We start from the raw sequence: 25,540 nt of genomic DNA on the forward strand, positions 1-25,540 counted from the left end.
GATCCCGGGGAAGGGCCGGCGGGCGGATCGGGACCACCGGGTAGTGGGCGTCGCGCAGTTGGTCGGGGCCCTTCAGCGCCCTCCTGAGCTCGCCGCGCTGACGGCGGGGCGAGGACCGCCGGTCGCGGCGGGCCAGTCCGGGTCCGCGTCGACGTCGCCCGTCCACGTGCCGGCCGATGTGCGGACGGGGTCGGTCTCCGGGTGCAGCACCGACCGCACCACCAGCACGCACAGCAGCGCCACGACGGCATCGCGGAGGACGACCGCGCCGAGGAACCAGTCCGGTGGCAGGCCCTTGTTCGCCGGGGTCAGGTAGTAGTACATGCGCGGCGCCCACACCAGGGCGTCCACCGCCATCCACGCCAGCAGCAGCCGCCAATGCGGCAGCGCGAGCACGGCCAGCGGCACCAGCCACAGCGAGTACTGCGGGCTCCACACCTTGTTGACCAGCAGGAACGACGCGACGACCAGGAAGGCCAGCGAGGCCAGCCGCGGTGGCTGCTCCGCACGCAGAGCGAGCAGGCAGATCGCGGCGCAGCAGAGCACGAAGAGCGCGGCCGACACGGCGTTGAGCACGGTGGGGGACTCCCCGTCGGCGAACTTGCCGTCGAATCCGGACCAGCCGGTGAAGTACTGCACGACGAAGTAGAGGGAGTCGGGGTCGGCCGGGCGGGTGCGGTTGAGCCGGAAGAACTCCGACCAGCCCGTGGGGTACAGCAGCGCAACGGGCGCGTTGACGAGCACGAACGCCCCGATCGCCGCGCCGATCGTGCGCAGGCCCGTGCCGATCCGGCGCCTGCGCCACGCGACGAGCAGCACCGGCAGGAGCAGCATCAGCGGGTAGAACTTGAAGGCGCCGCCGATCCCGATCAGGACACCGGCGAGCAGCGGTCTGCGCCGGGCGAGCGCCAGCATCCCCCCGGTGGCGCAGGCGACGGCGAGCGCGTCGAAGTTGGTGAACAGGTGCACCGCCACCAGCGGCGACAGCGCGACCAGCGCAGCGTCCCACGGACGGCTCGGCCGCAGCGTGCGCACCGCCCACACGGCCACGAGCCAGGCCAGCGCGAGCCACGCGGCGCTGATGTCGAAGTACACGACGACGGGGAGCGCCGACGGCAGGGCCGGGACCACGGCGGCGGCCCAGATCCAGGCATCGGCGAGCCGCGCGTTGGCGTACTGGAAGAACCCGGTGAGCACCGGGTACTCCATGTACCGCACCTGCTCGTGGTCGGTGCCCTCGCCCTCGATCCACGGATCGCGGTAGGGCACCGCACCGCGGTCGAGCCCTTCGATGCCCCACAGGGGGACCGCGTCGGAATAACACATCGCGACGTACTGGTGGTTGTTGCGCCAGTCGAGCGCGACGGTGCCGTCGTCGGTGGTGTACTGCTGCAGGCACGGGGCTTTGCCCAGCCAGCCCGCAGCCAGCACGACCACCGCGAGCAGCAGGATCACGCGCAACGGCGTCCAGAACCGGCTCCGGCCCACCAGGGCGTGCCGCCCGAGCGGCCCGCCGACCATCCGGCTGGCGGCCGTGGCGAGCGGCTCCGTCCACGTGGGGACGACACGCGCGGGCGGGACGTCCGGATCCCGTACCCGCGAACTCACCTGACGGGACCGTTGCCGGCCGAGCTGTCGTCGATCACCGAGGGGTCGGACTGGCCGCGGCTCGACGACCCCGTGCCGGCCGACCCGCCGCGGTTCGTGTCCGACGTGGGCCGGTCGCTGCTCCCGCCGCTGCCGTTGCCGTTGCCGTTGCCGTTGTCGTCGTCGCTGAAGTTGTTCGACCGGGAGTCGCGGTCGCTCGACGAGCCGCTGTCGTCGTCGGACGACCTGCTCGAGTCGTCGTCGCGGTTCTCGTCGCTGTCCGAGTCGTCGTCGTCATCCTCGTCGTCCGGCGAGGACGTCTCCGATGTGGAGAGCGAGTCGTTCCCGGGCGGCGAGCCGATCGGCACGAACGTGGAGAACTGCGCCGGAGGGTCGTCCTCGGTGGCCGCCTTCATGAACGCGTGCCACATCTCGCCGGGCAGCCCGCTGCCGAAGATCGGGCGTCTCTGGGCGTTGCGGATCGGGTCGCTCTTGTCCGAGCCCACCCAGACGGCCGTCGCCTTGTTCGGGGTGAACCCGACGAACCACGCGTCGCGGTTGTCGGTGGAGCTGCCCTCGAGCTGCGCGGTGCCCGTCTTCGCCGCGACCTGCTGGCCGGGCAGGGCGAAACCCTTGTGGGGGGCGACCTCGAGCATCGCCTCTATGACGTTGCGCGCCACCTGCTGCGGCATGACCTGCCGGCCGGACGACTCCTCGTGCTCGTAGAGGACCTCGCCGTCGGCCGCCTCGACCCGCGACACGATGTAGGGCTCGTGGTAGACGCCTTCGGCGGCGAACGTGGCGTAGGCGGAGGCCATGTCGACCGGGTGGACCTCCTTGTCGCCGAGCGCGATACCACCGCTCGGGTTGGGGAGGAGGTCGTCCGGGATGCCGGCCTGGTGGGCCGCCTTGGCGACGTTGTCCGGGCCGACCTCGATGCCCAGCTCGTAGAACCAGGTGTTGATCGACTCGGTCATCGCGTAGGTGGCACCGCACTGGGCGCAGCTCACGCCTTCGACGTTGCGCACGACGCCGGAGCGACCGGGGAACGAGCGCGGCCCCGTGCCGTCGAGCTGCGTGCCGAGCCCGAAACCGGGGATGTCCTGCAGCGCCGCGGCCAGCACGAAGGGCTTGAACGACGACCCGGGCTGGCGGAAGGCCTCACCCGCGTAGTCGATGCCCAGCCCGTTGGTGCCGCCGTAGTAGCTGAGGATCGCACCGGTCTTGGGGTCGATGGAGACCAGCCCGGTGCGCAGGTTGTCGGGCTGCCGGTTCATCTGCTTCTTCACGACGTCCACGGCCTCGGCCTGCAGCGGCTGTTGGACCGTGGTGGTGACGGTGACGCCCCGCGTCGCGATCACGTCCTGGGTGATCCCCTTGGCCTCGAGCTCACCGAGGGCGCGCTCGTAGATGTGGTACCGGTCATCGCCGGGGATGCCGCCCTCGGCCTTCTCCTCCTGCACCTGCGGGAGCACGGGGAACGTCTGTGCGTCGCGTTCGGACTTGTCCAGCCAGCCTTGCGAGACCATGCCGTCGAGCACGAAGTTCCACCGCTCCTGGGAACGGTCGGGGTTCTTCGCGGGGTCCCAGCGCGACGGGGACTGGATGATGCCGGCGAGCATGGCCCCCTCCGACACCGTCAGGTCTCCGACGTCCTTGTTGAAGTACGCCTTGGCGGCCGCCTGGATGCCGGACGCCCCCCGGCCCCAGTAGATGGTGTTGAGGTAGTTCTCGAGGATCTCGTCCTTCGTCTTCTCCTTGGAGATCTTGACGGCGAGGACGACCTCCTTGTACTTGCGCCAGAGGGAGACGTCGTCGTCCCCCGTGGAGACCTTGATGTACTGCTGGGTGATGGTGGAACCACCGCCGACGCCGCCGGTGAGCTGCTCGTAGACGGCGCGGCCGATGCCCATGAAGTCGAAGCCGGGGTTGGAGTAGAAGGAGCGGTCCTCCGCCGCGAGCACCGCGTCGCGCACGTGCTTCGGGACCTTGTCGAGCGTGACGGCCACCCGGTTCTCGCCCTCGGGGCGCACGGTGGCGAGCTCCTCGCCGTCGGCGAACTTGAACGTGGCCACCTGGGAGAGCGCGACGTCCTGCGACGACGGCACCGGGAACATGAACCAGCCGATGACGAACGCCACGAACGGACCGATCAGCAGCAGTCCGAGCACGACGTAGGAGATGCGGCGCACCCGGCGCCACGGCGAGGCCTTCTGCTTGCGGCCCCGCCCGGCCGCTCCGGGACGGCGCGTTCGCCCTGCGGCCGCGGTGGGCGGTCCATGGCCGCTGACGATGGCGGTGGCGTCGTCGTCCTCGTGGGTGAGCAGGGGCACCGCGGAGCTCGACAGCGGCCGGCTCCTGCCCGCCGGGACCGGCGGGACCGGCGGGCCGTCGCCCTGGTAGCGCTGCGGCGGAACGCGGGATCCGGGGGGTGGCCCCTGCCTGCGCTGCGGGCCGCGCGGCGCGCCGGGCCCGCCCGGCCGGGGTGGCTGGGCGCCGTACGGGTTCCGCGGACGGCCTCGCGGCGCGTCGAACCGGGGGTCGCGCTGATCACTCACCGCTGCTCCGGGGGGTTCGGGGGAAGGGTTGCGGTCACTCGGCGGCGGTCCTGCGTCGATCGGACCCGCGGCTGTGGGGAGCGTCGCCCGTGCCCATCACATAGGACAGGACGAGGTGGTTCCAGCTGCAGGTTCGGCAGACCTCCACCACGTAGACGGAGAAGTCGCCGTGGACGTTCGCCAGCTGCTCGATCTCCTCGGGCTTGCGGGCTGATCCGGCGGCGTGCTTGAGCTCGTCGCCGAAGATCCACGAGACCTGGGTGAGGCGCTCCTTGCGGCAGACGGGGCACGTGCGGTCGGTGGCCTCACCGTGGAAGCGTGCTGCTCGGAGGAGGTACGGGCTCGCGTCGCAGACCTCGGCGACACCGACCCGACCGGAGTGGACCTCGGCGAGCAGCGCGCGCCGCTGCAACGCGTAGTCGACCACCTGCCGCTGGGTGCGCACGCGGTCAGGGTACGCGGACCGTTCCCGCCGACGCGCGAGAACGCCTCCGGCCGGTCCGATCGATCGATCGACGGTCGCCGGGGCGCGGGCCCGGGACTGCACGCAGATGTATCGCCTCGATATAGTGGGTCGCGCTATCGGGGCGGGCTATCGGTTCCCGGCAACGGAGGTGAGGTCGTCGTGCTCGAGCTGGCGATCCTCGGCCTTCTCCAGGAGGCCCCGGTCCACGGCTACGAGCTGCGCAAGCAGCTCGGTCTGCGCCTGGGTGGGTTCCGGCTGTTCTCCTACGGGTCGCTGTACCCCGCTCTGCGTCGCCTCACCCGCGCCGGCCTGATCGCCGAGGACCCCGAGCAGCACCCGCCGGAAGCAGGCGCGTGGCAGCGGCGCAGCCGGCGTGTGTACCGCATCACGGCCGAGGGCAAGGAGCGCCTCGCCGAGCTGCTGTCCGAGTCCGGGCCGCACGCGTGGGACGACGAGGGCTTCGGCGTCCACCTCGCGTTCTTCTCCCGCACGCCCGCGGAGACGCGCATGCGGATCCTCGAGGGCCGCAGGCGGGCCGTCGAGGAGCGCCGCGAAGGCCTGCGTGCCGCTCTCGGCCGGGCCAGGGAGCAGATCGACAACTACACCCAGCAGCTCCACCAGCTCGGCCTCGACTCGTGCGAGCGGGAAGTGCGCTGGCTCAACGAGTTGATCGCCACCGAGCGCGCCGCGCAGGACGACGCCCGGGAGCCGGCACCGCCGCCCCGGACAGAGCACGAAGACGAGAGAAGGAGCCGCAATGAGTGAGGTCCGTGTCGCCGTCGTCGGCGTGGGTAACTGCGCGGCGTCGCTGGTGCAGGGCGTGCACTACTACGCCGGCGCCGATCCGGCCACGCGCGTCCCCGGCCTGATGCACGTCGACTTCGGTGGTTACCACGTGCGTGACGTCACCTTCGTCGCCGCGTTCGACGTCGACGCCAAGAAGGTGGGGCGCGACCTCTCCGAGGCGATCTCCGCCAGCGAGAACAACACCATCAAGATCTGCGACGTGCCGCCGCTCGGCGTCCCGGTGCAGCGCGGCCACACGCTGGACGGGCTCGGCCGGTTCTACCGCGAGACGATCGACGAGTCCGACGACGAGCCGGTCGACGTCGCGCAGGTGCTGCGCGACACCCGCGCCGACGTGCTCGTGTCCTACCTCCCGGTCGGCAGTGAGGCGGCCGACCGCTTCTACGCGCAGGCGGCCATCGACGCGGGGGTGGCGTTCGTCAACGCGCTCCCGGTGTTCATCGCCTCCGACCCGGAGTGGGCGGAGAGGTTCCGCGTGGCGGGCGTGCCGATCATCGGCGACGACATCAAGAGCCAGGTCGGCGCCACCATCACCCACCGCGTGCTGGCCCGGCTGTTCGAGGACCGCGGCGTGCAGCTCGACCGCACGATGCAGCTCAACGTGGGCGGCAACATGGACTTCCTGAACATGAAGGAGCTCGAGCGGCTGGAGTCGAAGAAGGTCTCCAAGACCCAATCGGTCACCTCGCAGGTCGACCGCGACCTCGGCAAGGACAACGTCCACATCGGGCCGTCGGACTACGTCGCGTGGCTGGACGACCGCAAGTGGGCCTACGTCCGGCTGGAGGGCAGGGCCTTCGGCGACGTGCCGCTGAACCTCGAGTACAAGCTCGAGGTCTGGGACTCGCCCAACTCGGCGGGGATCATCATCGACGCGGTGCGGGCGGCCAAGCTCGCGAAGGACCGGGGCATCGGGGGGCCGATCCTCTCCGCGGCGAGCTACTTCATGAAGTCCCCGCCCGAGCAGTACAGCGACGACGTCGCACGCGAGGCGGTGGAGGAGTTCATCCGCGGCGAACGGGAGCGCTGACCCCGGCTCCCGCACCCGTCGGACGCATCAGACCCCGGCCGTGGCTCGACCGCCACGATCGGGGTCTGATTCGTTTGCAGACTGCCAACCTTTTCAAAAATAGTGTAGCCGTTCCGTTCTGGAAACAACTTCACTCGTCTGTTTCAATCACGAACGCATCACGAGACATCTGGTGTCGCAGATCACTCCACCGAGGAGATTGAGCGGCCCAGAAGCAGTACGAGGCACCGGAACATGCCCTATTCGGCGTAGCCGGTGGTGAGCGGCCTCACCGGCTCGTGGTTGGCCAATCGAGACATCAGTCATGGCAGCTATCGAAATCCGTTCGTAATCTGCCGGGCGGCTCCGCGTCACCGCCGCCCAACCGGGGCGGCGGGCGCAGGGCCACCGTCGGACAGGCGGGATGTGGCAGGGCCCGGTGCGAGAACGGGCCGTGCGGAACGCATTCCGCCGGGCCCGCGGGGCTCCCCCCCGCCCGCGGGACCGGTCCGCCGGTGCTACCCCGAGGACACCCCGTGCCCAAGCACCTCCCCGCACTCGCGGCCCGCGCCGCCGTCGTGACCACCACCGCCGCCCTCGCCACGGTCGTCGCGGTCCTGCCCGCCACCGCGGAGGCCGCCCCGGCCGCCCCCGTCGCGGTGGATGTCACGCCGGTCGTCAAGAGCTCCCCGGCGCTCGCCGAGCCCGCACTCGCCGCGTCCGCGGCCGCGGCCACCCGGGCCGCGGCGCTGGACCACGCCATGAGCAAGATCGGCTCGCCGTACCGGTACGGGGCGAGCGGGCCGAACGCCTTCGACTGCTCCGGGCTGGTCTCGTGGGCGTACAAGAAGGTGGGCAAGGCGCTGCCGCGCACCAGCCGGGCGATGTCGAACGTCGGCACGCCGGTCTCCCGCGCCGACCTGCAGCCCGGCGACCTCGTGTTCTTCTACAAGCCGGTCAGCCACGTCGGGATCTACATCGGCAACGGCAAGATCGTGCACGCCAGCACCCGCAAGAGCCCGGTCAAGATCTCCGACATGAGCCGGATGAAGTTCAACTCCGCCCGCCGCGTCTGAGGCCAGGAGTGTGCTGATGGATCCCGGCCATCAGCACACTCCCCGGTTCGGCGCATCTCCTCGAGGTCGACGCCGGCGGCCTCGAGGAGCTTCCACCGCGTGTGGTCGGCGTACTGCAGGTATGCGGCGGTGGTGACGTGGCCCTGGGTGTCCAGCTCGTAGGAGCGCACCTCCAGCCGCACCTGGAACGGCTCGCTCACGGCCGGGTCCCGGCGGTGTGCGCGAGGAACATGTCGATCACGTCGTCGAGGTGGCGGAGGAACCGGTCGCCGGCCGGGTCGACGGTGATCTGCTGGTCGACCAGCCCTTTCACCACGGCGGTGAGGACGTCCACGGCCTCATGGCCGGTGACGCCGGCCGCGGCCAGGGCGGCGCGCCAGGCGCCGAACGCACGCCGCGCCAACGCGGCGGACTCCGCCGATGGCGTGAATCCCGGCAGCGTGCGCTGCGCGATGAGCTGGTAGCGCGGCGGGCTCGCGACGCAGAAGTCCGCGAAGAGACGGGCGGCACGCTCGACGTCGAGGGGCTCCTCGGCCGCGAGACGCTCGAGGAACTGCCGGTGTCCCTGCGCGTACATCCGGTCGTACAGGGCGTTCTTGCTCGGGACGTACCAGGCCAGCGACTGGGGCCGCATCGCCAGCCGGGACGCCAGCTCCCGCAGCGAGATCGCGGCGAGCCCCTCCTCCGCCGCCAGCTGCCAGGCCGTGGCGAGGACCTCCTCCATGGCAGCGCGCCGGCGACGCGCAACCCTGCCTTCGACAGGGGTATCTGTCATGAGCAGGGAAGCTGGCCGATCCCGCCGGCGTCCGCCACGTCCACCGATGGGCCAACGCCCGGATCGACCGGCGGATCGATGCCGGTCGGCACCTCCCGCTCGTACCATCGATGACGTGAGCTCCGAGGCCGACCGCAGCCACATGCGCATCTCCGACGCCGACCGGGCTGCCACGGCCGAACGGCTGCGGATCGCGGTCGACGAGGGCCGCCTCGACCTCACCGAGTACGACGGCCGCCTGCGTTCGGCGTACGCCGCCACCACCTACGGCGAGCTCGAGCCCATCACCGCCGACCTGCCGGCCGTCACCGTGCCCGCCAGGAAGGAGCCCGCCGGGGCCGTCGAACGCCGCAAGTGGCTGCACGAGTGGCGCGAGTGGCTGGGCGGCGCGGTCATCATGATCGCAATCTGGGGCACGACGTCACTGGTGTCCGGCTCCCTGCACCCGTTCTGGCCCGCCATCCCGCTCGGGATCTGGGCGGCGGTGCTCGTCGCGGGCGCACTCGGCAAGAAGGGGAAGGACGCCTGACGCGCTGCGCAGCGCTCAGACCACCACGTTGACCAGCCGGCCCGGCACCACGATCACCTTGCGCGGCGCCCCGCCGGCCAGCGCGGCGACGACCTTCTCGTCGGCCAGCGCGGCACCCTCCACCTGCTCACGGGAGGCCTCGGCCGGCACGGTGACGCGCGAGCGCACCTTGCCGTTGATCTGGATCGGGTACTCGACCGTGTCGGCCACCAGGTACCGCTCGTCGGCCACCGGGAACGGGCCGTAGGCCAGCGAGCCCTCGTGACCCAGCAGCGACCACAGCTCCTCGGCCACGTGCGGCGTCAGCGGCGCCATCATCTGCACCAGCGGCTCCGCGACGGAGCGGGGCACGCCGGCCGCGCCGTAGACCTTGGTCAGGTGGTTGTTCAGCTCGATCAGCTTGGCGGCCGCTGTGTTGTAGCGCAGGCCCACGTAGTCGCTGTGCACCCCGGCGATCGCGCGGTGCAGCACCCGCAGCGTCTCGGTGTCGGGCTCGGCGTCGGTGACCCGGATCGCGCCGGTCTGCTCGTCCACCAGGTTGCGCCAGACGCGCTGCAGGAACCGCTGCGATCCGATCACGTCGCGGGTGGACCAAGGCCGGGAGACCTCCAGCGGGCCCGTCGACATCTCGTACAGGCGGAAGGTGTCGGCGCCGTAGCGCTCGCACATCTCGTCGGGCGTCACCACGTTCTTCAGCGACTTGCCCATCTTCCCGTACTCCCGGCGCACGGGCTGGCCGTTCCACGTGAAACGCCCGTCCTCGTCCTCGTCCACTTCCTCGGCCGGGACGTAGGTGCCGCGGGCGTCGGTGTAGGCGTAGGCCTGGATGTAGCCCTGGTTGACCAGCCTGCGGAACGGCTCCTCCGAGCTCAGGTGGCCCAGGTCGTACAGGACCTTGTGCCAGAACCGCGCGTACAGCAGGTGCAGCACGGCGTGCTCGACGCCGCCGACGTACAGGTCGACGCCACCCGGGTCGTTCGGCCGCGACGGATCCTTGCCCATCCAGTACGCCTCGACATCGGCGTCGACGAACCGCTCGTGGTTCTCGGGGTCCAGGTACCGGATCGGGTACCAGCACGAGCCGGCCCACTGGGGCATCGTGTTGGTCTCGCGGCGGTAGTGCCGCACACCGTCACCCAGGTCCAGGTCGACCTCCACCCACTCGGTGGCGCGCGACAGCGGCGGCTCCGGCTCGGTGTCGGCGTCGTCCGGGTCGTAGGTCTTGGGGGAGTAGTCGTCGACGTCGGGCAGCTCGACGGGCAGCTGGTCGGCGGGCAGCGCCACCGGCCCGTCCTCGTCCCACACGATCGGGAACGGCTCGCCCCAGTACCGCTGGCGGGAGAACAGCCAGTCCCGCAGCTTGTACTGCACCACGGCCTCGCCCGCGCCGCGCGCGGCCAGCCACTCGGTGATGGCCTGCTTCGCCTCGGCCACACCCATGCCGTTCAGGCTGATCTCGGCGTTCGCCGAGTTGATCGCCGGACCGGCGCCGGTGTACGCCTCGCCGTCGAAGCCGTCGTCCGGCTGCACCGTGCGGACGATCGGCAGCCCGAAGGCCTCTGCGAAGTCCCAGTCGCGCTGGTCCTGCCCGGGCACGGCCATGATCGCCCCGGTGCCGTACCCCATCAGCACGTAGTCGGCGACGAACACGGGGATCCGCTCGCCGTTGACCGGGTTGGTGGCGTAGGCGCCGGTGAAGACGCCGGTCTTCACCTTGTTCTCCTGGCGGTCCAGCTCGGACTTCCGCTCCGCAGCGGCCCGGTACGCCGAAACGGCCTCGCGGGGATCGGCCGCACCGCCTGTCCAGCGGATGTCGACGCCGTCCGGCCAGCGCTGCGGGACGATCGCGTCGACCAGCGGGTGCTCCGGCGCCAGGACCATGTAGGTGGCGCCGAACAGCGTGTCCGGACGCGTGGTGAAGACCTCGATCTCGGAGCCGTCGATCGGGAAGCGGACCTGCGCGCCCGCGGAGCGGCCGATCCAGTTCCGCTGCATCGTCTTGATCGAGTCGGGCCAGTCCAGCCGGTCCAGGTCGTCGATCAGGCGGTCGGCATATGCCGTGATCCGCATCATCCACTGCCGCAGGTTGCGCCGGAACACGGGGAAGTTGCCCCGCTCGCTGCGCCCGTCCGGGGTGACCTCCTCGTTGGCCAGCACCGTGCCCAGGCCGGGGCACCAGTTCACCGGCGCCTCCGAGATGTAGGCCAGCCGGTAGCCGTCGATCACGGTGCGCTGCTCGGCCCGCGTCAGCTCACCCCACCCGCGCCCGTCCGGTGTGCGCCGCACACCCTGCGCGAACTCCGCCTCCAGCTCGGCGATCGGGCGCGCCTTCTGCTGTTGGGTGTCGTACCAGCTGTTGAAGATCTGCAGGAAGATCCACTGCGTCCAGCGGTAGAACTCGACGTCGGTGGTGGCCACCGAGCGGCGCTCGTCGTGGGCCAGGCCCAGCTGGCGCAGCTGCGCCTTGTAACGCTGGATGTTCTCCTCGGTGGTCTTGCGCGGGTGCGTGCCCGTCTGCACCGCGTACTGCTCGGCGGGCAGGCCGAACGCGTCGAAGCCCATCGTGTGCAGCACGGTGCGGCCGTTCATCCGCAGGTAGCGGCCCAGCACGTCGGTGCCGATGAAGCCCAGCGGGTGGCCGACGTGCAGGCCGGACCCCGACGGGTACGGGAACATGTCCAGCAGGTAGACCTTCTCGCGGCCGGTGGTGGCGCCCGCGTCGGCCCACGGCCCGGAGGGGTTCGGTGCGTGGAAGGTGCCCTCGTGCTCCCACCGGTCCTGCCACCGGCGCTCGATCTGCGCGGCCAGCGCTGCGCCGTACCGGAACGGCGGGGTGCTCTCCGCGCCCGCCCCGCTCCCGGCGTCGGCGCGCTCCGGCGCGGCTGCGCTCGTGTCCGTGCTCATGTCCCGCTCCTGGGAAGTCCGTGGGTGGCCCGAAAACCAGAAGACCCCTCCGCCGGGAGGGCAGAAGGGGTCGGCCGCGCCGGCGCTTATGGGAACGCTCAGTGCGGCGCGGCCTCGAGAAGAAGTCGGCGGGCCACGTGACCAGGGTAGCGCCGCCGTTGCGGCAGGTGCGATCGGGTACTGCGCGTACCGTGGTCGCCGTGCCGCTCCCCGTCCGCCTCACCCTGGGTGTCCTGCTCGTCGTGCTGGGCGCCGCGCTGCTCACGATCGCCGTCCTCGGTATGCGCAGGAAGCTGCGCCGCAACCGCTGGGCCGGGGTGCGCACGGCGGCGAGCCTGCGCTCGGACGCGGCGTTCGCGGTGGCCAACCAGGTGGCGGCGGCCCCGCTCGGCGCCGCGGGCGGTGTGGCCGTCGTCGGCGGCGGTGCGCTCATCGCCGGAGCCACCGGCGTGCTCGGCTGGACGCTGGTCGCCGTGAGCACGGTCGCCGTGCTCGTCCTCACGGGGGTCGCTGGGGTGGCCGGGGATCGCGCGGCGAGCGCCGTGCCATCGGCCGAGCCCACCCCCTCGGTGTGCGGCGGGGCGTGCGCGGGCTGCGACCTGGTCGCGGGCTGCCGCACCGCCACGACCGACACCCGGCAAGCGGCCGACCGCTAGTTGTTCCTGAGATCCAGCGGGTAGGTCGCGAGCAGCGAGAGCGGCATGCCCTGGCGGCGCAGCACGTGGCCCCACAACCGCGCGTCGTGGCGGGCCAGCACGTCGTCCGGGATGGCGGGAACGACGATCCAGTCGCCGCGCGCGATCTCGCCCGCGAGCTGCCCGGCGTCCCAGCCCGAGTATCCGGCGAACACGCGCAACCCGCGCAGGTTCGGCGCGATCGCGGCCGGGTCGGAGTCGAGGTCGACGAGCGCGACCGGGCCGCGGACCGTGATCAGGCCATCCACCCGGCTCGGGTCCTGACCGGTGCGGACGGCGGCGAGGCAGAGCGCCGTCTCGCTCTCCACCGGCCCGCCGACGAAGACCGCGGGCGGCTGCGACGACAGCGGCGCCCAGGACGGGAGGACGTCGCGCACCGTGACCTCGCTGGGCCGGTTCAGGACGACGCCGAGGGTGCCCCGGTCGCGGTGTTCGATGATGTAGATCACGGTGCGCCGGAAGTGGGGGTCGAGCAGCCCCGGTGCCGCCACCAGCAGGGTGCCTGGCGCCACCTCCGAACCGGGAGCCGAACCAGAACGGGAGCGCTCGTCCACCACGCGCCCATCGTCGCACCCCGGCTCGGCGCGTAGCCTCCAGCCGTGCCGACTTCGGGCCCTGGATCGCCATCGCCCGCTCACGCGGTCGCCGGCGCGCCGGCGACCGCGCGACTCGGCCTCACCCGGCTCCTGCGCACCCGGGGCTTCCGCAGGCTGCTCGTCGTGCGCTTCGCCACGCAGTGGGGCGATGGCATGTTCCAGGCCGCCCTCGGCGGGGCCGTCCTCTTCAACCCGGAGCGGCAGGCCGACCCGCTCGCCGTGGCGGCGGGGCTCGCCGTGCTGCTGCTGCCGTACTCGCTGATCGGACCGTTCGCCGGCGCGCTCATCGACCGCTGGGACCGCAGGCGCGTCCTCGTCGGCGCCAACCTCGTGCGCGCGGCGCTGGTGGTCGTCGTGGCGGCCGTGGTGCTGTACGGCGGCGCGGGCGCGGCCCTCTACCTGCCCGCGCTGGCGGTGGCGGGCGTGAACCGGTTCGTGCTCGCCGCGCTGTCGGTTGCGCTGCCCCACGTCGTGCCCCGGGAGCACCTCGTGGAGGCCAACACGTTCGCGGTCACGGCAGGCGCCGCGATGGCCGCCGTCGGCGGGGCGACGTCGATCGGCCTGCGCGAGCTCGTCGGTACGGGCGACGCCGGGTCGGGCGCCGTGACCCTCATGGCGATCGCCGGATCGCTGCTGGCCGCGGTGCTGGCCGCCGGGTTCCGCCGCGGCACCCTCGGGCCGGACCGCAGCGACGGGCACCGATCCACGGTCAGCAGCGTCCTGCACGGCTTCGCCGACGGCGCGCGGGCCACGATCGCCACCCCGTCGGTGGCGGCCTCGTTCCTGGCACTCGGGACGCACCGGCTTGCGTTCGGCGTCTCGACGCTGCTGTCGCTGCTGCTGTTCCGCTACGCGTTCACCGACGCCGGCCCGCTGCGGGCCGGCATGGCGGGGCTCGGCGAGGCCATCGTGCTCGCCGCGGCCGGGCTGGCCACGGCGGCGCTGCTCACCCCGTGGATGGTGCACCGGTGGGGGCGGCCGCGCACGGTGCGCGTGTCGCTCGTGGTCGCCACGGTGGCGCAGCTCGCCGTGGCGACGCTGCTCTCGCTGCCCGCCGTGATGGTGGCGGCGTTCGTACTGGGCCTCACCGGCCAGATCGTCAAGCTGTGCGCCGACGCGGCCGTGCAGGGCGAGATCGGCGACGAGGTTCTCGGACGCGTGTTCGCGCTCTACGACATCGTGTTCAACGTCGGCTACGTGCTGGCCGTGGCCGCGGCCGCGCTGCTCAGCCCGACCGACGGCACCGCACCGTGGCTGCTGGCCTGCGCGGCGCTGCTGTACGTGCTCGGCTTCCTCGGCCACGACCTGCAGCTGCGCCGGGCCCGCGGGCTCGGGGCGATGTCGGTGAAGCCACCGGGACGGATCGGCGACCGGTGACCGCCCCGTGATCCACCTGAGAGGACGTGGAACACCCCTGGTGGGGCGCTGAGCCGCACCTCGGAACGATCACACCCGGGCGGGCCGGCCTGTCCGTGGTCAGGTCGACACCGCGGGTGTTCGATCTCGAGCCGAGACGAGCGGTGTCGCTCTAATCATGAAAGGCGCGGCGTGGGCGCGCCGTTTCCGACGAGTCCGTCACCGCCCACACCGTCGGTGGTCACGCACCCGCCAACCCCGGTCCGCAGCGGCGGCCCGAGCGACCGACCCCTCAGCTGAGGTTCTCCGCTGCCCACGCCCGCAGCTCGGCCTCCGCCTCCTCGCGGGCCAGCGGTCCGCGCTCCATGCGCAGGGCGAGGAGGTGCTTGTAGGCCTTGCCGACCTGCGGGCCAGGCGGGAGGTCCAGCAGCCGCATGATGTCGTTGCCGTCCAGGTCGGGCCGGATGGCGTCGAGCGCCTCCTTCTCGCGCAGGCGCGCGATCCGCTCCTCCAGCGAGTCGTAGCTGCGCTGGAGGGCCGCGGCCCGGCGGCGGTTGCGGGTGGTGCAGTCCGAGCGGACGAGCTTGTGCAGCCGCTCCAGCAGCGGACCGGCGTCGGTGACGTAACGGCGGACCGCGGAGTCGGTCCACTCGCCGCCCGAGTAGCCGTGGAAGCGCAGGTGCAGGAACACCAGCTGGGCGACGTCGTCGACGATCGCCTTCGGGTACCTCAGCTCGCGCAGCCTGCGGCGCACCATCTTGGCGCCGACGACCTCGTGGTGGTGGAAGCTGACGCGGCCGTCCGGCTCCTTGCGCCGCGTGTCGGGCTTGCCGATGTCGTGCAGCAGCGCGGCGAGCCGGAGCACGAGGTCCGGTCCATCGGTCTCGCGGTCGATCGCCTGCTCCATGACGACGAGCGAGTGGGTGTAGACGTCCTTGTGCTGCATGTGCTCGTCGATCGCGAGCCGCATGGCGGGGATCTCCGGGAGGACGTGGTCGCACAGGCCGGTGTCGACCATCAGCTCGACGGCGCGCCGGGGGTGGGTGCCGAGGATCAGCTTGCTGAGCTCGGCCTGCACCCGCTCACGGGTGATCCGGGCCAGCTCGCCCGCCATTTCCGTCATGGCGACGACAACGCGCTCGGCGGGGGTGAGGCCCAGCTGGGAGACGAACCGGGCGGCCCGCAGCATCCGCAGCGGGTCGTCGGCGAACGACTCCTCCGGAGCGGCCGGCGTGTCGAGGGTGCCCGCGGCGAGCGCGGCGAGGCCGCCGTGCGGGTCGACGAACCGCCGCTGCGGACCCGTGAGCTGCACCGCCATCGCGTTCACGGTGAAGTCCCGCCGGAGCAGGTCGTCCTCGATCGTGTCGCCGAAGCGCACGACCGGGTTGCGGGACACGCGGTCGTACGCGTCGGCCCGGAACGTCGTGATCTCGACGGTGGTGCCGCGCTTGCGGGCGCCGATCGTGCCGAAGGCGATGCCGGTGTCCCAGACCGCGTCGGCCCAGCCGTCGACGACGGCGCGCACGGCGTCGGGGCGCGCGTCCGTGGTGAAGTCGAGGTCCGAGACGTCGCGGCCGAGCAGCGCGTCCCGGACGCTGCCGCCCACCAGGTAGAGGCGGTGACCGGCGGCGGCGAACCGGTCGGCGAGCTCCTCGGCGACCGGGCCGACCGTGACCATCTGCACGACCGCATTCTCCTGGGCTCGCAGAAGATCGCTGGGCGCGGCGTCGGAGGCCGTGGCGGGTGCGGACACGGCGCGCCAGTCTATGCGTCGCCCGTTCGGGGGGCGACGAGTATCGGGTGCCACGCCCGGCTCGTGGCGGGCGATCGGGGCCCGCGGCTCGTTACCATCCCCACATGTCCTCATCCCGCGGCCGCTCCGGGGGGCGTCGCGGGGGTCGTCCGGCCGACCGCCGCAGGCGGCTGCGCACCGTCGACGAGACGTCGGCGGGCGGGCTCGTCGTCGACCACGTCACCGGCGCGGCCGCGGTGATCGGTCGCCTCGACCGCAAGGGCCGCCTGCTGTGGTCGCTGCCGAAGGGCCACATCGAAGCAGGTGAGACGGCCGAGGAGGCGGCGGTGCGCGAGGTCGCGGAGGAAACCGGCATCATCGGCCGCGTGGTCGCACCGCTCGGCACGATCGACTTCTGGTTCGTCGCCGAGGACCGGCGCGTTCACAAGACCGTGCACCACTTCCTGTTGCAGGCGCTCGGCGGCGAGCTGTCCGACGACGACATCGAGGTCGCCGAGGTGGCCTGGGTGCCGCTCGACGAACTGGAGGGCCGCCTCGCCTACGCCGACGAGCGCCGGCTGATCAGGAGGGCCACCGAACTGCTGGAGGAATCCGCGTGAAGCCGGTCGCGGCGCTCGCCGCGATCTTCCTGCTGACGCTGGCCGGACTGCTCGGCGCCGGTCCGGTACTCGGCGCGGCCGCGGCCGCACCGGTCCAGGGGGAGGCGGCGGACGGTCCGCTGCGGCTGGAGCTCTCGGAGATGTCGCCCCGGGTCGTCACGGCCGGCGGGTCGCCCGATCTCGTCGTGGCGGGCACGCTCACCAACACCGGTGACGTCCCGGTGCGCGACCTCGTCATCCGGGTGCAGCGCGGCAACCCGCTCCAGACCGAGGGTGCGCTCCGCGACGCGCTGGACGGCACGGCCCGCACCGACGCGGTCACCCCCCAGTTCATGCCCCTGCAGGGCGAGCTCGCGCCGGGCGATCAGCTTCCCGTGCGGCTGACCCTCCCGCTGCGCGGAACGCCGGAGACCAGCCTCGCCCTGAACGCCACGGGCGTGCACGAGCTGCTCGTGAACGTGAACGGGTCGCCGGCGGACGGGGCGCGTGCCCGGCTCGCCGCGGTGCGGATGCTGCTGCCGGTGCTGTCGCTGCCGCCGGACCCGGCGGCCCCCGACCAGGTGCCGCAGGCCGCCAGCGGCGGTGCCACCCCGTTCTCGCTGCTGGTGCCGATCACCGACGTCCCGCGCAGGCTCGCCACGGTCCCGGGGGAGCCCACGCTGCTCACCGACGACGACCTGGCTGCCTCCTTCGCGCCCGACGGGCGCCTCGGCGGGCTCGTGGACGCACTCGCCCGGGCGGCGCCCACCGACTCGCGGCTGCGCGAGGCGACGTGCCTCGCGATCGACCCGGAGCTGGTGCAGACCGCCGCGCTGATGCGGAGCACCAACGGCTACCAGGTTCTCGGCCCGGACGGGAACCCCGTGCCCGGCACCGGCGGGGCCGCGGCGGGCCACTGGCTCGACGAGCTCGCAACGGTGGCCAGGGGAGGGTGCGTGATCGCGCTCCCCTACGCCGACGCCGACCTCGTCGCCCTCAGCCGGGCGGGTATGACCGACCTGGCCGGTGCGGCGATCACCGATGGCAGGGAGGTGCTGCAGGGCATCCTGCAGACGCCCGTGGTGTCGGACGTCACATGGCCGGTCGAGGGCGCGGTGGACGACGCGACCTTCGCCACGGCCGCACAGGCGGGCGGCCGCTCGCTGCTGCTGTCCGCGGACGCCGTCGAGCAGGGGCGGACGACGCGCGACTCGGGTGTGCTCCCGATCGCGGGCGGGCAGCGCGCCCAGTTCACCGTGCTCACCGACCCGCTCCTCACCCGGGCGGCGGCGGGCATCCCGGACACGACGGGCGGGGACCTGGGCGCGGTCCGCGGTGCGTCGGCGCCCTCGGTCAGCCCGGCGGGCACCGCGAGCCCGCTCTCCACGCAGGACCTCGTCGGCGCTCTCACGTTCCGCACCCAGGAGCCCGGGGACGGCGCGGAGCGCGGGGGCGGGCCGCTGGTGGTCGCCCCACCGCACCAGTGGACCGCCGACGGCGCCGCGGCGCAGGCGCTGCTGGGCGCAGTGGACCAGCTGCTCGACGTCGGGCGGATCGTGCCCCGCAAGCTCGACGACGTGCTGGCCGCCGGGCCCGCCACCGGGGCGGCAGCGCTACCGATCACCTACCCGCTCCAGGTCGGCGGCCGCGAGGTCACCGGGCCCGCGCTCGACGCTGTCCGCAGGACCGACGCGGACATCGACGACCTCGCCTCCGCCGCCGTGCCGAACTCCGGCGTCGGCGTGAGCCCGGAGGAGGCCTTCACGCCGCTGCGGCGCGGCCTGCTGCGCGCCGTGTCGTCGGCGTGGCGGGCCCGGCCGGACGCCGCGGAGGCGGCCGCACGGGCGCTGGCCGATCGCGTGGCCGCGCTCCGGGGCTCGATCCGCGTGCTCGAGCCGCCCGGCCCGTACTCGCTCGGCACGTCCGACGCCCCGATCCTGATCACGGTGGCCAACGGCCTCCCGGTCACCGTGCGGGTGGACGTGCAGATCCTGCCGTCGTCCGGCCTGCGGGTGGCGCCGATCGAACTCCAGGAGGTGCCCCCGCTGGGCAGGCGCCAGGTGCGGGTGAGCGCCGAGGTGACCCGGTCCGGGCAGTTCAGCGTGCAGGCCGCGGTGCGCACCCCGGACGGCGAGCTGCTCGGGCAGCCGAGCCGGTTGCGCGTGCGCTCCACCGCCTACGGCACCATCACCGTGTGGTTGACGGCGAGCGCGGGCATCCTCCTCGTGGTGCTGGCCGGCCGTCGGATCGTGCGCCGGATCCGAGGGGAGCCCCGGAACCGGCCCCCCGCGTCGGGCCCGCCCGTCCCGCCCCTGCCACCCCGCCCGCAGACGCCGCCGGGCCCGCGCTCCCACCACACGGGCGACCCGTTCCCGGACCCGCTCGCCACCACGGACCGCCTCCCGCCGGTGCCGCCGAGAGGCGAGCGCCCGCCCCCTGGGCCGCCGCGCGTCCCCAGCCCGTGAGCGACCCCGCGCCGGACGACGCGGTCACCGAGCGGATCCCGGTGGTGCCCGCGGCACGGGCCGAACCGTCGCTCGGCCGGTCCAGCAGCCTGATGGCGCTGGGCAGCCTGGCCAGCCGGGTCACCGGTTTCCTGCGGCAGGTCGCGCTGTTCACGGTGCTCGGCGCCACCGTGCTCAACGACTCCTACACGTTGTCGAACACGCTGCCCAACATCGTCTACGAGCTGCTCATCGGCGGCGCCCTGAGCAGCATGATGATCCCGCTCCTGGTACGGGCCCAGCGCGAGGACCCCGACGGCGGCGACGCCTACACCCGCAAGCTGATCACCCTCGCCGGCACCGCGCTGCTGGTCGCCACGGCGGCCGGGCTGCTCACCGCTCCGCTGCTGACCCAGCTCTACCTGGGCGGTCACTCGAGCAGCACGGCCGACCCGCAGCTCGCCACCACGCTCGCCTACATGCTCCTGCCGCAGATCTTCTTCTACGGCCTGGGGGCGCTGCTCGGAGCGGTGCTGAACAGCCGCGGATCGTTCGGGGCCTTCGGCTGGGCACCGGTGCTCAACAACGTCGTCGTGCTCGCGGTGGTCGGCGTCTACCTCGTGGCGCCCGAGGACACCCGCCTGCTCGTGCTGGGCGTCGGCACCACGCTCGGCATCGCCGCGCAGACTCTCGTGCTGCTGCCGGCCGCGCGCCGCGTCGGCTTCCGGTACCGCCCGCAGTGGGGCTGGGACCCGCGCCTGACGAAGGCGGCGAGCCTCGGCGGGTGGGCGGTGGTCTACGTGCTGATCGGGCAGGCGGGCCTGATCGTCACCACCCGGGTCGCCACCGGGTCCGACGGCGGGGCCTTCGCGATCTACACGAACGCGTGGCTGCTGCTGCAGGTGCCCTACGGCGTGCTCGGGGTCTCCCTGCTCACCGTGCTGATGCCGCGGCTGTCCCGAGCGGCGGCCGAGGGACGCACCGACGACGTCGCCGCCGACCTCGGGCTGGGCGGCAAGCTCGCCTCGGTGTTGCTGGTGCCGATCTCGGTGCTGCTCACGGTGTTCGGCACCCCCGTCGGCATCGCGCTCTTCGGCCTGCGGTCGGGCAACCTGGACGGTGCAGGCCGGCTCGGGACCGCGCTCGCGGTGTCGGCGTTCGGGCTCCTGCCCTTCGCCTTCACGATGCTGCAGGCGCGCGTGTTCTACGCGCTCACCGCCCACCGCACGGCCACGCTGGTGCAGCTCTGCGTGGTGGTCACGAAGATCCCGCTGATGCTGGCCTGCCCGGCGCTGCTCGCGCCGGAGGACGTCGTGCTCGGCCTCGCGGTCGCGAACAGCGCCGCGTTCGTGGTGGGCGCGATGATCGGCCAGCTGCTCCTGCGCCGCAGGCTCGGCCGGGTGCCGACGGGTGTGGTGCTCGCCACAGTCGGGCGCACGCTGCTCGCGGCGGCGGCGGGGATGCTGCTCGCCGCCGGGGTGGTCGCGCTGCTCGCCGCCGGTCCATTGTCGACCCTCACCCCGCTGGCCAGGGCGTGGACCGAGCTGGGGGTGGCGGTCGTGCTCGGCGGGCCGGTAACGCTGCTGGTCATGCGCCTGATAGGCGTAGGTGAGGTCAGGGTCGTCTTCGAGCGGCTCGAACGGCTCGTCGACAGGGGGAACTCTCGGCGGGGCACCCGCTACTGACGTAGGCTCTGCCCCGGGCGAGGTGTGGTTCGCGACTGCGGGGGAGGTCGTAGCGGTGAGTGAGTTGGCGAGCCCACCTTCGGGTGCGGCCGCGCCCGGGGAGTCGCCCGACGATTCGGCGGCTTCGGTGGACACCGCACCGCGCGTCCCCGAACAACAGCGCTCGGACGAGCGCCCGGACGACCTCTCGAACGACACAGCCACCGAGCAGCCCACGGTGCGCACCACCCCTGCCACCGACGTGCCCACCGCGCCCGCGGTGCCGCCGGTGCCGTCGGGCACCATCGCGGGGAGCCTGCTGGCGAGCCGTTACCGGCTGCGCACCCGCGTGGGCACCGATCCCGCGGCATGTGCGGAGTTCTGGCGGGCCGAGGACACGATCCTGCGCCGCGACGTCGCCGTCACCGTGCTGCGGCGGCCCGCGCCCGGCGCGGTGCTCGCGGACGACCTCAGCGACACCGCCCGCGCCGAGCAGATGGTGGTGCGCGCGCTGCGCTCCGGCAGCTTCGAGCACGACGGCTGCGCCCGGCTGCTCGACGTGCTCACGCCGGGCGCCGCGAGCGTGCCCGACGACGTGCTGGGCGCCGCCGTCACCGAGTGGGTCCCGGGCCGCAGCCTCGGCGAGGTGGTGGCCGACGGCCTGATCAAGCCGCTCGCCGCGGCCCGCGCGGTCGCCCCGCTGGCCGCCGCGGCCGAGGCCGCCCACCGGCACGGCCTCGTGCTCGGCTGCGACCACCCGCAGCGCGTCCGGATCACCCCGGACGGGCGTGCCCAGCTCTGCTTCGCGCTGCCCCGGTCCGACGTCACGCCCGCCGACGACGTCCGCGGCCTCGGCGCCGTGCTCTACACGCTGCTCACCAGCCAGTGGCCGCTGTCCTCTGCCGACGCCGCCCGCGCGGGGCTGCCGGCGGCCGAGCGCACTCCGGCCGGGGCGCTGCTGCCGCCATCGGAGCTGAGGCCCGGGGTTCCGGTCGAGCTCGACACCCTCACCCGGGGCACCCTCGGTCCCGACGGCGCGCCGGGGCACGTCCACACCGCAGCGGCCGTGCAGCGCCTGCTCAGCGAGGTCGTGGCCGAGGACGACCGGATGGCGCTGTTCCCGCCGGCCCACGACGGCGTGCCGTCCTCGCCGGAGGACGTGTGGCAGGACCGCGGCCGTACCGTCACGCCCACCGACCCGCAGCGGCGCCGCAAGATGACCATCGCGCTCACCGCGCTCGCCGCGGCGGTGCTCATGGTCCTCGGCTACCTGGGCGTGCAGCTCGGCGCCATGTTCGTCGACAGCGGCGGCCCGCCGATCGTCGTCGAGGGCGAGCCGGTGCAGCCCGAACAGGCGCAGCCGCAGGTGGCCCCGGCCCCGGCGCCGGCCGGCCCCACCGTCGGCGGCCTCGCCGTGGAGGTCTACGACCAGGGCGGCGACCCCGACAACTCCGACCGGGCCGCCAGGGTGATCGACCACAACCCGGCCACGGCCTGGGGCACCTCCACCTACTACCAGCAGTTCCCCGCGTACCGGCCGGGCATCGGGATCATGGTGTCGTTCGCGTCGGCGGTGCAGCTGTCCGACCTCACGATCGAGTCGCCCAGCCGCGGCACCGTGGTGGAGGTCCGGTCCGCCCCCTCCGCCGACTCCCCGCTGTCGGAGACCCAGAAGATCACCGAGGTCACGCTCGGCAGCGGCCGCACCCCAGTGTCGCTGGCGGGGAGCCAGCCCGTCGAGCACGTGCTGCTGTGGATCACCAAGCTGTCCGGCGGCGACGAGCAGTACTCGAGCGAGATCGGCGAGGTCGAGTTCCGCCGCGCCGGCGCGTAGTTCCGCTCCGTCTCGATCGCACGAGTTCTCCGAAACGCCCACGGGAGCCGGACCTCCCGACCTACTGTCCGACCGTGGGCGCACCGAGCGATGCGGAGCTGCTCGCCGCGCACCGGGCGGGCGACCGGCACGCGTTCGGCGAGCTGGTCGCCCGGTACCGGAACCGGATGTGGGGCATCGCGGTGCGCACCCTGCGCCATCCCGAGGACGCCGCCGACGTCGTGCAGGAGGCGCTCGTGGCCGCCTACCGCGGGGCGGGCGCCTACCGGGGCGAGGCATCGGTGCGCACGTGGCTGCACCGCATCCTGGTCAACGCCTGCATCGACCGCCTCCGCAAGGAGCGCCGCCATGTCACGGTGCCGCTGGCCGACATCGAGCCCCGGGAGCGGCGGCAGGACGTGGCGACGGACGTGGTCACGCGGCTGTCCGTCGTGGACGCGCTCGCCGAGCTGCCCCCGCACCAGCGGGTGGCGGTGGTGCTCGTCGACGTGCAAGGTTGGCCCGTCGACGAGGTCGCCGACGTGCTGGAGGTCCCGGTCGGCACCGTGAAGAGCCGCTGCGCCCGCGGCCGGGTCCGGCTGGGCGCGCTGCTGGGCCACCTGCGGGAGGAGGAGCGATGACCGAGCCGCCCGAGCGCGCAGGCCTGCCCACCGACCTCCTCGCCGACCTCGACGCCGGCCTCCTCGACCCGGCGAGGGCCGCGGAGGTGCGGGCCGCCGCCGCGGAGGATCCCGGTGCCACCGCCGTGCTCGCGGCGCTGGCCGGCACCCGCGCCGAGCTGCACGAGCTCGCCGATCCGCCGGTGCCGGCCGGGTACGCCGCTCGGTGGGACGCGGCGCTGGCGGCGGAGGCGGCCGCGCTCGCACCGGTCCACTCGCGGCCGCGCCTGCGCCTGCGGGTCCGCCCGGCACTCGTGGCGGCCGCCGTGCTCGCCGCCGCGGTCGTCGCGGGGGCGCTGTGGGCACCCCGGGAGCGGGCCCCGGTGTCGCCCGACGGGGTGGACCTGGTGGTGGCGGGCCTCGCCGTGCGGGGTGACTTCGACGTCGGCGACCTCACGGATCCGACGCGGCGGGCCGGCTGCCTGAGGGCCGTCGCACCGCCCGGTGTGGCGCCGGAAGCCCCGCTCCTCGGCGGCCGTGACGTCGTCCTCGACGGGCGCGACGGGGTGCTCCTGCTGCTGGCGGGGGGTGAGCGCGGGCGGCTGCACGTCGTCGTCGTCGCGCCCGGCTGCGGCCCGGGAGGCGGGGTCCTGCTGGGCACTCGGACGATCAGGGGGTGACCCCGCTCACGCGCTGGTGCAGCCCCCGGCCACGGTGGAATGCCACTCCCTGGGAAGGTGTTGCAGGGCTGTACGCGACGAGGGAGGACGCAACCCGTGAGCAGCGATCGAGCGAACACCGGCGACGTTCGCGAAGTGATCATCGTCGGGTCGGGCCCGGCTGGCTACACCGCAGCGGTGTACGCCGCTCGCGCCCAGCTGCGCCCCCTCGTGTTCGAGGGCACGCAGTTCGGCGGCGCGCTGATGACCACCACCGAGGTCGAGAACTACCCCGGTTTCGTCGACGGGATCATGGGCCCCGAGCTGATGGAGCAGATGCGCGGCCAGGCGCAGCGCTTCGGTGCGGAGCTCCGCGCGGAGGACGTGGAGGAGGTCTCGCTCGAGGGCGAGGTCAAGTCCGTGGTGGCGAACGGCGTCACCTACCGCGCCCGCTCGATCATCCTCGCGATGGGTGCAGCGGCCCGCTACCTGCACGTTCCCGGTGAGCAGAACCTGCTCGGGCGCGGGGTGAGCGCCTGCGCCACGTGCGACGGCTTCTTCTTCCGCGACAAGGACATCGCGGTGATCGGCGGCGGCGACTCCGCGATGGAGGAGGCCACCTTCCTCACCCGGTTCGCCCGTTCGGTCACGATCGTCCACCGGCGCGACGAGTTCCGCGCCTCCCGGATCATGCTGCAGCGCGCCAAGGACGACCCCAAGATGCGCTGGCGCACCAACGCCGAGGTCGTCGAGGTGCTCGGCGACGGCAGCGTCTCGGGGCTGCGGCTGCGCGACACGCAGACCGGTGAGGAGTCGGTGCTCGACGTCAGCGGCATGTTCGTCGCGATCGGCCACGACCCGCGCAGCGACCTCGTGAAGGACGTGCTCGCCACCGACGAGAACGGGTACCTGCAGGTCGATTCGCCCAGCACCCGCACCGCGATCCCGGGCGTGTTCGCCGCGGGCGACCTCGTCGACCACGTGTACCGCCAGGCCATCACCGCGGCCGGCTCCGGATGCGCAGCGGCCATCGACGCCGAGCGCTGGCTCGCCGAGACCCCGGTGCCCAGCGAGCTCGTCGGCGGCGGCTACGGAGCGGCTTCCGAGCAGGTCGCGGCCGTCACCGGCTGACCCAGCAGACACCAGGACACCAGGCAGTTCCAGGGAACGGAGTACACATGGCCAACACCGTCGAGGTCACCGACGCCTCCTTCGAGAGCGCCGTCCTCAAGAGCGACAAGCCCGTCGTGGTCGACTTCTGGGCCACCTGGTGCGGGCCGTGCAAGATGGTCGCACCCGTGCTCGACGAGATCGCCGGGGAGAACAAGGACAAGGTCACCGTCGCCAAGCTGGACATCGACGCCAACCCGGCCACCGCGCGCGACTACCAGGTGATGTCCATCCCCACGATGATCGTGTTCAAGGACGGCAAGCCGGTGAAGCAGATCGTCGGCGCCAAGCCCAAGGCCGCGCTGCTCTCCGACCTGGCCGACTACCTCGCCTGACCCGCGCTCAGGGGTGATCGCCCCGCTCCCGTTCGCCGGGAGCGGGGCTTCGCCTTTCATGGGGCTTATCACGACACGAACACGGCCGGACACGGCCCGCTGTCCGCGCGTCGGCCGCCGGCAGGGCACAATGGTCGACGGCCCGG

Annotated in this window: 22 protein-coding genes; 14 read left to right on the forward strand and 8 right to left on the reverse strand. The window is 73.0% G+C overall.

Annotation, left to right across the window (positions count from 1 at the left end; genetic code table 11):
* Nucleotides 1-72: 72 nt before the first annotated feature.
* From ABEA81_RS18080 to ABEA81_RS18090, 3 genes are read right to left on the reverse strand one after another with little or no spacing between them, the layout of a single operon-like run.
* The gene (locus tag ABEA81_RS18080; RefSeq protein ID WP_345606318.1) at nucleotides 73-1,608 is read right to left on the reverse strand and encodes a glycosyltransferase family 87 protein; all 1,536 of its coding nucleotides are present in this window, start codon (nucleotides 1,606-1,608) and stop codon (nucleotides 73-75) included.
* Nucleotides 1,605-4,145 (reverse strand): transglycosylase domain-containing protein, encoded by a 2,541-nt coding sequence (locus ABEA81_RS18085; protein ID WP_345606319.1) that lies wholly within the window; start codon nucleotides 4,143-4,145, stop codon nucleotides 1,605-1,607. Before ABEA81_RS18085 ends, ABEA81_RS18080 begins: the two co-directional genes overlap by 4 nt.
* Nucleotides 4,146-4,179: 34 nt before the next feature.
* Nucleotides 4,180-4,590: a DUF5318 domain-containing protein gene (locus tag ABEA81_RS18090; protein ID WP_345606320.1), complete on the reverse strand. Its 411-nt coding sequence runs from the start codon at nucleotides 4,588-4,590 to the stop codon at nucleotides 4,180-4,182.
* A gap of 180 nt (nucleotides 4,591-4,770) precedes the next feature.
* Between ABEA81_RS18090 and ABEA81_RS18095 the strand changes: the two genes are divergently transcribed.
* From ABEA81_RS18095 to ABEA81_RS18105, 3 genes are all read left to right on the forward strand, one after another.
* Nucleotides 4,771-5,376: a PadR family transcriptional regulator gene (locus ABEA81_RS18095; protein ID WP_345606321.1), complete on the forward strand. Its 606-nt coding sequence runs from the start codon at nucleotides 4,771-4,773 to the stop codon at nucleotides 5,374-5,376.
* On the forward strand, nucleotides 5,369-6,448 hold the full coding sequence (locus ABEA81_RS18100; RefSeq protein WP_345606323.1) for an inositol-3-phosphate synthase: 1,080 nt from the start codon (nucleotides 5,369-5,371) through the stop codon (nucleotides 6,446-6,448). Before ABEA81_RS18095 ends, ABEA81_RS18100 begins: the two co-directional genes overlap by 8 nt.
* 515 nt (nucleotides 6,449-6,963) lie before the next feature.
* Complete coding sequence (locus tag ABEA81_RS18105; RefSeq protein ID WP_345606324.1) at nucleotides 6,964-7,503, forward strand: C40 family peptidase; 540 nt, start codon at nucleotides 6,964-6,966, stop codon at nucleotides 7,501-7,503.
* Here the strand turns inward: ABEA81_RS18105 and ABEA81_RS18110 are convergent.
* Together ABEA81_RS18110 and ABEA81_RS18115 are read right to left on the reverse strand one after the other, a co-directional pair.
* Entirely contained in the window at nucleotides 7,401-7,703 is a 303-nt protein-coding gene (locus ABEA81_RS18110) for an acyl-CoA thioesterase (protein ID WP_345606325.1), read from the reverse strand. The two genes, ABEA81_RS18105 and ABEA81_RS18110, sit on opposite strands and share 103 nt — an antisense overlap.
* On the reverse strand, nucleotides 7,700-8,278 hold the full coding sequence (locus tag ABEA81_RS18115; RefSeq protein ID WP_345606326.1) for a TetR/AcrR family transcriptional regulator: 579 nt from the start codon (nucleotides 8,276-8,278) through the stop codon (nucleotides 7,700-7,702). Before ABEA81_RS18115 ends, ABEA81_RS18110 begins: the two co-directional genes overlap by 4 nt.
* Before the next feature lie 115 nt (nucleotides 8,279-8,393).
* Here ABEA81_RS18115 and ABEA81_RS18120 point away from each other — a divergent pair, with 115 nt between their 5' ends.
* Nucleotides 8,394-8,807: a DUF1707 SHOCT-like domain-containing protein gene (locus ABEA81_RS18120; protein ID WP_345606327.1), complete on the forward strand. Its 414-nt coding sequence runs from the start codon at nucleotides 8,394-8,396 to the stop codon at nucleotides 8,805-8,807.
* A 15-nt stretch (nucleotides 8,808-8,822) separates the two neighbouring features.
* Here the strand turns inward: ABEA81_RS18120 and leuS are convergent, their stop codons facing one another.
* Entirely contained in the window at nucleotides 8,823-11,711 is a 2,889-nt protein-coding gene (leuS, locus tag ABEA81_RS18125) for a leucine--tRNA ligase (RefSeq protein WP_345606328.1), read from the reverse strand.
* Nucleotides 11,712-11,911: 200 nt separating this feature from the next.
* Here leuS and ABEA81_RS18130 point away from each other — a divergent pair, with 200 nt between their 5' ends.
* Nucleotides 11,912-12,367 carry an SdpI family protein gene (locus ABEA81_RS18130; RefSeq protein ID WP_345606329.1) on the forward strand — a complete coding sequence of 152 codons (456 nt, stop codon included), beginning with the start codon at nucleotides 11,912-11,914 and terminating at the stop codon, nucleotides 12,365-12,367.
* Here ABEA81_RS18130 and ABEA81_RS18135 read toward each other — a convergent pair.
* Complete coding sequence (locus tag ABEA81_RS18135) at nucleotides 12,364-12,918, reverse strand: YqgE/AlgH family protein (RefSeq protein ID WP_345606330.1); 555 nt, start codon at nucleotides 12,916-12,918, stop codon at nucleotides 12,364-12,366. The genes ABEA81_RS18130 and ABEA81_RS18135 overlap by 4 nt on opposite strands.
* Before the next feature lie 87 nt (nucleotides 12,919-13,005).
* On the opposite strand from ABEA81_RS18135, the gene ABEA81_RS18140 reads away from it, so the two are divergent.
* Nucleotides 13,006-14,379, forward strand: a complete 1,374-nt coding sequence (locus ABEA81_RS18140) for an MFS transporter (protein WP_345606331.1) — start codon at nucleotides 13,006-13,008, stop codon at nucleotides 14,377-14,379.
* A gap of 271 nt (nucleotides 14,380-14,650) precedes the next feature.
* Here ABEA81_RS18140 and ABEA81_RS18145 read toward each other — a convergent pair whose 3' ends face one another.
* Nucleotides 14,651-16,225: a CCA tRNA nucleotidyltransferase gene (locus ABEA81_RS18145; protein WP_425570595.1), complete on the reverse strand. Its 1,575-nt coding sequence runs from the start codon at nucleotides 16,223-16,225 to the stop codon at nucleotides 14,651-14,653.
* Here ABEA81_RS18145 and ABEA81_RS18150 point away from each other — a divergent pair.
* The 8 genes from ABEA81_RS18150 (at nucleotide 16,216) to trxA (ending at nucleotide 25,394) form a co-directional block, all read left to right on the forward strand.
* A complete protein-coding gene (locus ABEA81_RS18150; protein ID WP_345606332.1) occupies nucleotides 16,216-16,710 on the forward strand; it encodes an NUDIX hydrolase in 495 nt (164 codons plus the stop codon). The genes ABEA81_RS18145 and ABEA81_RS18150 overlap by 10 nt on opposite strands.
* Nucleotides 16,707-19,154, forward strand: a complete 2,448-nt coding sequence (locus tag ABEA81_RS18155) for a DUF6049 family protein (RefSeq protein ID WP_345606333.1) — start codon at nucleotides 16,707-16,709, stop codon at nucleotides 19,152-19,154. Before ABEA81_RS18150 ends, ABEA81_RS18155 begins: the two co-directional genes overlap by 4 nt.
* Nucleotides 19,151-20,818, forward strand: coding sequence for a murein biosynthesis integral membrane protein MurJ (gene murJ / locus ABEA81_RS18160; protein ID WP_345606335.1), 1,668 nt, complete (start codon nucleotides 19,151-19,153; stop codon nucleotides 20,816-20,818). The genes ABEA81_RS18155 and murJ overlap by 4 nt, the downstream gene beginning before the upstream one ends.
* 127 nt (nucleotides 20,819-20,945) lie before the next feature.
* Nucleotides 20,946-22,631, forward strand: coding sequence for a protein kinase family protein (locus tag ABEA81_RS18165; protein ID WP_345606336.1), 1,686 nt, complete (start codon nucleotides 20,946-20,948; stop codon nucleotides 22,629-22,631).
* Nucleotides 22,632-22,705: 74 nt separating this feature from the next.
* Complete coding sequence (gene sigM / locus ABEA81_RS18170) at nucleotides 22,706-23,251, forward strand: RNA polymerase sigma factor SigM (RefSeq protein WP_345606337.1); 546 nt, start codon at nucleotides 22,706-22,708, stop codon at nucleotides 23,249-23,251.
* On the forward strand, nucleotides 23,248-23,910 hold the full coding sequence (locus tag ABEA81_RS18175) for a hypothetical protein (protein ID WP_345606338.1): 663 nt from the start codon (nucleotides 23,248-23,250) through the stop codon (nucleotides 23,908-23,910). Before sigM ends, ABEA81_RS18175 begins: the two co-directional genes overlap by 4 nt.
* A gap of 96 nt (nucleotides 23,911-24,006) precedes the next feature.
* Complete coding sequence (gene trxB / locus ABEA81_RS18180) at nucleotides 24,007-25,020, forward strand: thioredoxin-disulfide reductase (RefSeq protein WP_345606339.1); 1,014 nt, start codon at nucleotides 24,007-24,009, stop codon at nucleotides 25,018-25,020.
* A 47-nt stretch (nucleotides 25,021-25,067) separates the two neighbouring features.
* Nucleotides 25,068-25,394, forward strand: coding sequence for a thioredoxin (trxA, locus tag ABEA81_RS18185; RefSeq protein ID WP_075952539.1), 327 nt, complete (start codon nucleotides 25,068-25,070; stop codon nucleotides 25,392-25,394).
* Nucleotides 25,395-25,540 lie beyond the last annotated feature (146 nt).

This window comes from Pseudonocardia adelaidensis, assembly GCF_039543345.1.
GTDB lineage: Bacteria > Actinomycetota > Actinomycetes > Mycobacteriales > Pseudonocardiaceae > Pseudonocardia > Pseudonocardia adelaidensis.

What these genes read in the sequence shown, in the direction of transcription:
- ABEA81_RS18115 (WP_345606326.1), bottom strand. Translation starts at nt 8,278, where the DNA reads ATGACAGATACCCCTGTCGAAGGCAGGGTTGCGCGTCGCCGGCGCGCT.
- leuS (WP_345606328.1), bottom strand. Translation starts at nt 11,711, where the DNA reads ATGAGCACGGACACGAGCGCAGCCGCGCCGGAGCGCGCCGACGCCGGG.
- trxA (WP_075952539.1), top strand. Translation starts at nt 25,068, where the DNA reads ATGGCCAACACCGTCGAGGTCACCGACGCCTCCTTCGAGAGCGCCGTC.
- ABEA81_RS18145 (WP_425570595.1), bottom strand. Translation starts at nt 16,225, where the DNA reads ATGAGGACATGTGGGGATGGTAACGAGCCGCGGGCCCCGATCGCCCGC.
- ABEA81_RS18150 (WP_345606332.1), top strand. Translation starts at nt 16,216, where the DNA reads ATGTCCTCATCCCGCGGCCGCTCCGGGGGGCGTCGCGGGGGTCGTCCG.
- ABEA81_RS18100 (WP_345606323.1), top strand. Translation starts at nt 5,369, where the DNA reads ATGAGTGAGGTCCGTGTCGCCGTCGTCGGCGTGGGTAACTGCGCGGCG.
- ABEA81_RS18175 (WP_345606338.1), top strand. Translation starts at nt 23,248, where the DNA reads ATGACCGAGCCGCCCGAGCGCGCAGGCCTGCCCACCGACCTCCTCGCC.